Below are 3,214 nucleotides of genomic sequence, written 5' to 3'. Positions count from 1 at the left end.
GAGAAAAGATGGTTATTTTGTCGACCGTTAAGCTGAACTCTTAACTGGTGCAGTTAGCCAGCGATTGCCTTTGTGAGCATTCTGCTCAGCCGCCAGACCGCCGTCTTTTGCTTACCCCATTCGGCAAAATCCATTAGCGGTCTCAGATAGCCGGATCGGCGAAGCGCAATCGACAATGATCGTTCGATATCGCTCCTGCCCGTTGCTCGGGCGTATTCGAGCATTTCCCGAAAAAAGATCCGCTCGAACTTATCGCCGCAATAGGCGTTTTGGATAACTTCAGGACGCAAGGGGACGGGCAAGGTACGGCAGGAACCCGCCAGTCCCGCCAAATCGATTGCTATGGCGCTACGGACGCATTTGATGCATTCGCCGCAATTCCTCGAAACAAGATCGCGATAACAAACATGGACATTCTCAAGCGCCCAAGGATATCGCGCCAGGAAGGCAACCTTATCCATACGCGAATGCGCATTGCCATCGACCGCCGTTCGCAGATTTGTCGATGAGCAATAGGGATCGGTCCAGGGATGAGATCCTTCCGGCACGGAATCTTCGGCCAGAAAATTCGACCCCCATACGGCGGATTTGTATCGCCCTTCCAGCGCATGCGCGCATGCGGCACGCCCCATGGAATGACACAGCGGACCCCACAATCGTTTCCAATAGGTATTCGGCCTGCGGATGTTTGTTGCCATAGATCGCAAGGGCACACCGAGATGCTCGGCGAATGCCTGGGAGTTGCCGTACATCGCAACAAACTCCTGGGGTGTATCGAGATCGATATCGAAGCCCCAGATCATCAATAACTCGTCGACGGTGCCAACCTGATCGGGACCGGCCAGCGGGGAATGGCGCAACGCCGTATGCATGCCGTCGATTCCGCCACTGAAGAAAGAAACCGACTTGTCGGCATTCGTCGAGATGATCTGCCGGTCAGCAACGATCTCGTATGGCTTTAGGTTCGGATACCATTTGCGGTAGACGCGCCCCAGCATCAGGGCATTCTCGACCAGAAGAGAGTCCGTCGGCCGGTCGATTTCAATCGTGCCGCCGTACTCCATAGCATAAGGAAGCAATGCGATAAGCCACGGCGCACCACTTGTCGCCAAGCCCTCGGCGAGGTCCTCATCGACATCGAACCAGACTTCGACGTCGTCCAGACCGCGTTGGACGCAGAGACTGCCGGACAGCCGGACCTTGGCATTATCCAGTGGCGACCGACCAACTTGGACGTGGTTGAGCTTCATTGTACAACCTACGGCAGCAACACGCTTATTGCCGCAATATTCGTATGGGGTCAACAGAGTAAAATAGTCATAATCGCCAAGTATCTCGGTATACTCGACGAGACTTCCCGGAAGCTCGGGCAGTCCTTGCCTGCCCATCGAAGGAGCCCAGACTCCATGCGTCCGATTCGGAGGAACGAAGAAGATCGCTCCTGGTTCCTCAGGCGCGCCGTTCTCGGATCAAAAATTTGTTCGCGACGCCCCTTACGATCCCCAGCAAATCCTGCTCGGGGGATGCTGGACGGCCACTCAACCGCCATAGAAGCAAAAGCGTGCCCGTGTAGACGAGTGCACCGGTCGATACCGAAGCGATCAGCCGAAGGAAATCGGGGCCAGCCAAGAGCATTCGCAGATATTCGACCGCCAGAGCCATGATTGCTGCTGCCAGGAGCGGTCGCCAGAATACATTTATATAGTCACCGAGGCTGACGTTGATGTGGCGACCGGCCGCGATAAACAGTGTGGGCAGAAACACCACCGTCACCACGAAACGGGCAACCGCAATCCAATAGAGATCGCGCGTGATCAACCCAACGGGCGCAAGGAGAATGGCCAGCATGACCAACCTCACCCACTGCATGCGGGCGCCGAGATGAGGCTTTCCAATTAGGTCGAACAGAATGTAGGCCGTGCTACCAAAGCCGAGGGCCCCAGCCGACAGGGCAAGCCAGCCCATCAGGGGTTCGACGTCCAGCCATTTGTGTCCCAACACCAGCGGCACCAATTCCGGAGCGACAAGGGCGACACCAACGCTCGTCGAGCTGCAAATGATCGTCGACCATCCAAGCGTCCTGAGAAACAGGGAACGCAGTTCGCCCATGTCGGACTGAAATTTGGCCATGACGGAATACAAAACCGTCACCAAAGGTTCATTGACCTCCCGTGACGGCGTCGCGGCAATGTCGGATGCCACGGAATAGCGGCCCATGGCGCTTACGCCGGATATGCCACCGATAATGATCTGATCGACCTGGCTATTGATGGTGATGCCGATCGATCTCAGCAGCGTCCATGTCGAAAACGACCAGAGCCCGGCTACCTTCTTGAACGAGATTCTCGGCCGATAGGCGTGCATTATATAGCTGAGCACGATGCGGCTGGCCTGATTGGCCAGAATACCGCCAACAAGCGCCCAATAATTTCGCAGATACCAGGCAAGTCCTATCGTCACGAAGAAGGAAAAGATTTTTGGATAGGCGTTGTAGGTGAAGAACCGGTCAAAGCGGACGTCGCGCCGAAAATCTACGACTCCCACATTCTCCAAACCGCTCAGGAAGGCCCGCAAGGCGAGGCACTGCATGACGATGACGGCGCGCGGCTCGTGGAAATAGGCCTGGGTGAACGGCGCCACGATCAGAATGGCGACAGCGATGATGACACCAACGAGCGCCGAAATCGTCCACGCCGCGTCGTAGTCGTCGCGGGTCGGATGTTCCAGCCGGATGATGGCGAGTTGCTGGCCGGTCTGGTTGAGGACTTCCAATATCCCCACCACGATCATCGCCATCGAGACGATGCCGAAGTCTGCGGGCGTCAGCAGGCGCGCCAGGATGATCGTGCTGACCAGACCGATCAGCCGCAGCGTCCACCGTAACAGGATCATCCAGAACGAGCCGTGCAGCATGTGCCGACCCGAACTACGCTGCGGAGGTGAGGCGGGACCGGCCATGATCGCTTACTGCCTGGCTCCGAAACGCGGGGCGGCTTTCATGCTCAGTTCAACCGACATTCGCAACACGCCCAATGGCCTGCACATCGTTTAGACCTGCAAGGTTGAAAAAGTGCTCTTTCGCCGGCCAAACGCCGAAGCCTTAATAAACTACCACCGACCGGATCGACTTGCCCTCGTGCATCAGGTCGAAGGCGTGGTTGATCTTTTCGAGCGGCATCTGGTGAGTGATCAGGTCGTCGATGTTGATCTTCTT

3 protein-coding genes are annotated in these 3,214 nt (G+C 56.6%); all 3 read right to left on the bottom strand.

From position 1 onward, the window contains the following. Positions 1–53: 53 nt before the first annotated feature. Complete coding sequence (locus tag VHB22_RS01215; RefSeq protein WP_325455123.1) at positions 54–1,388, bottom strand: hypothetical protein; 1,335 nt, start codon at positions 1,386–1,388, stop codon at positions 54–56. A gap of 61 nt (positions 1,389–1,449) precedes the next feature. After that, positions 1,450–2,958 (bottom strand): lipopolysaccharide biosynthesis protein, encoded by a 1,509-nt coding sequence (locus tag VHB22_RS01210; protein ID WP_325455122.1) that lies wholly within the window; start codon positions 2,956–2,958, stop codon positions 1,450–1,452. Positions 2,959–3,100: 142 nt separating this feature from the next. Then, on the bottom strand, positions 3,101–3,214 hold a 114-nt coding region (locus tag VHB22_RS01205; RefSeq protein ID WP_325455124.1), incomplete at its 5' end, for an S-(hydroxymethyl)glutathione dehydrogenase.

The organism is Hyphomicrobium sp., from assembly GCF_035548195.1.
Lineage (GTDB): Bacteria > Pseudomonadota > Alphaproteobacteria > Rhizobiales > Hyphomicrobiaceae > Hyphomicrobium_B.
This window is presented reverse-complemented; position numbering and strand designations above follow the sequence as displayed.